Below are 4,243 nucleotides of genomic sequence, written 5' to 3'. Positions count from 1 at the left end.
TTTGTCTTATGCGACGTACAGGATTATTAAGAAATGAAACTCTTATAGAGAAAGACATTTGGCGATTTTTGTCAATTGTTTTCGATCTAGAGCGAACTAATCAATTAAATCTATTGCCAGATAAGGATTTAGTCGATTTATACCACCCAATCGAACCATATCAAGTAACGAAGAACCCTATAACCTAGAATAGGCAACTCTTTTCCCGACAAAAGAGCGAGAGTTTAGCCACTGGCTGAAGGCTGACCATTAGATAAAATTTTGTTACGATTATTCGGCCAGCAATTTTTGAGCAAGATATAATCGAAACAGAAGGGCTGCCATTGGGCTAAAAGTTAAGCAAATTTAAGAGATAGCCATTTCAGAAAAAAATGTATCGTCGATAATATTGATCTTCCCTGGATAAGAAGCGAGTGAAGATTAATTGTTGAACCGAGCATCAGAAGCTATCTCTACAGGAGGAAATGTTAGAAAGTTATCCAAGAAGGGGAACCATCAGTCTTGACTTATCTATTTCCTATTGCTTGTATTCATTTAGTCATCTAACAGCAAGGGATGTAATCTCATTCAGGGGAAAAAGTCGTTATGAACCACCAAATAGAAACCCCTATCCGGACACCCTCTCAAGCTCGATTCCGTTCACGGGAGGAACGCATCCAGATCGGTAAATCCCTCCGGGAGCGATTGCCGCGTTCTCGCCACGCTATCTGGCAACCCCCCGCAGCTGGTCGAGAGCCGATCGAGATCATCGAAGCATCAAATCGAGGGCGATTACAGGAATTGATTCCCATCCGCTACGGACGAATGTTGCGTAGTCCCTTTACCTTCCTGCGCGGTTCCGCTGCTTTGATGGCCTACGATCTGGCCACCACTCCCAAAACTGACATTATTGTGCAGGCCTGCGGGGATTGCCACCTGTTGAACTTCGGATTTTTTGCCACCCCCGAACGCAATTTAGTCTTCGATATTAACGATTTCGACGAAACCCTGCCCGCACCTTGGGAATGGGATCTCAAGCGTCTGGTGGTCAGCTTTGTCATCGCTGGCAGGGATAGCGATCTATCCGATCGAGAATCGAAGGCGGCGGCGATCAATTGCGCTCGTTCCTATCGGGAACACCTGCGGGAATATTCTCGCCTCAGTCCGTTAGAGGTATGGTACACGCGCATAGGAGTGGAACAGGTGATCGAGATGGCTCCCGACGAAAAGACGCGGAAGATACGGGAACAGATGATGACAAAAGCCCGCGAGCGCATCATCGAACATCTCTACCCCAAGATCGTCACCCAAACCGCGGGACGCAGTCGCTTTGTCGATCAGCCGCCCATTCTCTACCATGTCAACGAACCGGATTGGGAGACTCTCGTGCGTGAGGGTCTGGAAGACTATCGCCAATCCCTGCCGGAGGAACGCCGGGTCCTGTTTGATCGCTACCAGTTAGAGGACTTTGCCCTGAAAGTGGTGGGCATTGGCAGTGTCGGCACCAGATGTTATATCGCCCTATTGTTCTCGGAAGATAACCATCCCCTCATCCTACAAGTTAAGGAGGCTTGCCCTTCGGTTCTTGAACCCTATACCGCCAAGAGCCAGTATGAAAATCAGGGACAACGGGTGGTTACAGGCCAGAGATTGATGCAATCCTCTAGCGATATATTTTTAGGCTGGACCCAGGGAAGACGGGGCAATAACTTCTATTTACGGCAACTGCGGGATATGAAGTTTTCCCTTCCCATTGAGGGAGTGTCGGCCGCCCAACTGCAACGCTACGCCGAGTTCTGTGGCTGGACCTTAGCCCGCGCCCACGCTAAATCTGGAGACGCGGCCACCATTAGCGGTTATTTGGGGAAAGGAGATCAGTTCGATCTCGCCCTGGGCGAATTTGCGATCGCTTATGCCGATCAGACAGAACGAGATCACGCCGCTTTGGTGGAAGCGGTCAAAACAGGACGGGTCGAGGCTTTGGTAGAAGAAGATTTATAGCATTAAGCTATCAGCCTGTTATTTCTCGACCTCACACCCCGCTGCTTTTTGGCTCATCAAAAGTGGCCAAACTCTTGTCCAGACTACTTTGTATTCGCTTTTCAGCCGCCTATTTAACGTCAGTTCGGGATAAGGGTGGAAAGAAAAGGCGGGGGCTAGTAAGCTGAAAAATATAAGTAGTCGTGCAAAATTAATTTCCTAGTCGAGACAGGAGACGGGAGACGGGAGACGGGAGACAGCTATTAGGGATCGGATTTGAGTTTTCAGTTCACTGTTTCCTCACACCAGAAGTCTGACGGAGTAAATGACTATACTGGAAGCATTGTTTTGGTTGTTGCACGGGGATTAGCTTTGTCGATGCCAGCAAAATTCAGGTCTGCCATAATCGCCGCATCAGTAGTCATCGGGTGTTTGACAATTTAGCCGCACGGGGAAAAACCTGTATAGACTGGTTTTTTGGCTTGAAACTGCATTTAGTGGTTAACGAGGAGGGAGAATTGCTCAACGTTCACCTTACCCCCGGCAATGTGGACGACCGCAAACCAGTGAACAAAACCCGAACTGGGGTTAAATATTAATCTCACGCCGAGGAGTAGATTTTACTGTCTCTAACGTGAGATTAAAAAGTGCAATTAGTCACAGACTAGAGGATAAAGTCTGTTGCCGCAATCGCAGATAATCCACCATTGAGTTGAATTTGCATATCAACAGTTAAGTTACCATCTCCCTCAATTTCTGCCTGAACAATCAAACTGCTACCAGAAATAAAGTAGTTGACTTGACCGCCACCACCAATGCCACCAGTACCAACAAAAGTGAAAGCTTGATCACCCGCTATAGTAGTATTGGCATCGATCGCCGATAGGTCAATCTTATCAAATCCAGGAGAGAAATCTGTAAGTATGTCCCGCGCAGCACCGACCTGACTATCTGATACACTCAAGAATCGGTAAATGTCGTCACCTGCACCATCGGTCATTGTGTCAGTGCCGCTGCCACCAATCAGTGTGTCATTACCGTCTCCACCATCAAGGGTGTCGTTGCCTCCTAAACCGCTAAGGGTGTCATTACCTGCTCCACCGGTGAGAGAATTGGCTAGACTATTGCCCAGAATGGTGTCGTTGAGGCTACCACCAATAACATTTTCAAAGGCAGTGGCACTAGCTAGGGTGAGAGTGAGATTTCCAGCGGTGACGGTTTGGGCGGCGGTACTGCCGAGATTGAGGTTGATGGTTTTAGTTGTAGTCGCCGCAAAGTTGAGGGTATCGATTCCAGAGGCATCAATTAGGCGATCGCTACCCAAGACCAGATCCGTGTCGAAGAGGTAAGTATCGTTATTGGCCCCACCATCGAGGGTGTCGTTACCGGCTCCACCATCAAGGGTGTCATTATCTGAACCACCTTGAATATTGTCGCTGCCCGCATTACCTAGAAGGCTATCGCTGCCCCCATTACCATACATTAGATCATCACCAGCACCACCGTCAGAAGTGTCATTACCGTTATCAAGAACGATATTATCGGCGAGACCAGTACCGTTGGTTATATTATTGTCGAAGAGATTGCCGTCAAATATATCGAAAAAAATCGGGTTCATTGTCTTTCTTTTGTCCTAATTACAACGAGACCAATCAACTCGCTTGGATTATGCGAACTGACTGTATTTTAATGGAACGAAAGCTAGGGAACGGTAAAAAAATCAAATCGGCTCAAGGTAACTTTACCTTAATCTTGCGACTGATGGAAGGTAAAGAATTGAGGAATCATTACAGCCTCTCCACCCAGCCCTAGACATGGAAACATCTAGATTATGACAAGGAACAACTCAGGCAACGGGCAAGATTGGACAGAATCTCGTCCATTAGATGGCAGACCAGTGACCTGACTGTACAGCAAAGAACAGCTAAAAAGTAGTTGGCGAAATAAATCTTAATATTATCTGAGTTCGGGTTAAGCAGATTATCGCCGGCAGGAAACCAATCTTGATCGAGAAATCGAGGAGTGTAGCCATTGATGGATCAGGGTTTTTTGCTATTGCAGTAGATATGTTTGGTGTCAGTTGAGGTTGGTGAGAAAGGCTGTAATAGACAAAAATAGTCAAAATATTTATAATAGAAGATTGGACTAAAATTTTCTGTGATTTGCCCATGTTATTGTCTTGCGCCACCGGTAGCGAACAGTTTTTAGGGAGTGAAGCGATCGCATCTTACGCCACAGCTAAGGCCGTGATCCTGCCGATTCCCTACGAGGCCACCACCACCTA

Annotated in this window: 3 protein-coding genes and 2 pseudogenes; 4 read left to right on the top strand and 1 reads right to left on the bottom strand. The window is 47.1% G+C overall.

The window, feature by feature from the left end:
* The 3 genes and pseudogenes from IM462_RS09445 to IM462_RS09435 form a co-directional block, all read left to right on the top strand.
* Positions 1-188, top strand: a 188-nt coding sequence (locus IM462_RS09445) for a hypothetical protein (RefSeq protein WP_287704408.1), incomplete at its 5' end; no start/stop codon positions are given.
* 397 nt (positions 189-585) lie between these two features.
* Complete coding sequence (locus IM462_RS09440; protein ID WP_287704406.1) at positions 586-1,980, top strand: DUF2252 domain-containing protein; 1,395 nt, start codon at positions 586-588, stop codon at positions 1,978-1,980.
* Between the two features lie 308 nt (positions 1,981-2,288).
* Positions 2,289-2,528 (top strand): annotated as a pseudogene (locus tag IM462_RS09435) (transposase); the annotation flags it as partial.
* Positions 2,529-2,623: 95 nt separating this feature from the next.
* Here IM462_RS09435 and IM462_RS09430 read toward each other — a convergent pair.
* Positions 2,624-3,577 (bottom strand): M10 family metallopeptidase C-terminal domain-containing protein, encoded by a 954-nt coding sequence (locus tag IM462_RS09430; protein ID WP_287704404.1) that lies wholly within the window; start codon positions 3,575-3,577, stop codon positions 2,624-2,626.
* A gap of 550 nt (positions 3,578-4,127) precedes the next feature.
* Between IM462_RS09430 and IM462_RS09425 the strand changes: the two are divergent.
* A pseudogene (locus tag IM462_RS09425) lies at positions 4,128-4,243 on the top strand (agmatinase); the annotation flags it as partial.

The organism is Microcystis sp. M144S2 (assembly GCF_020246065.1).
GTDB lineage: Bacteria > Cyanobacteriota > Cyanobacteriia > Cyanobacteriales > Microcystaceae > Microcystis > Microcystis ichthyoblabe_A.
Note: the sequence above shows the minus strand (reverse complement) of the source record. Positions and strands in the feature narration are given on the sequence as shown.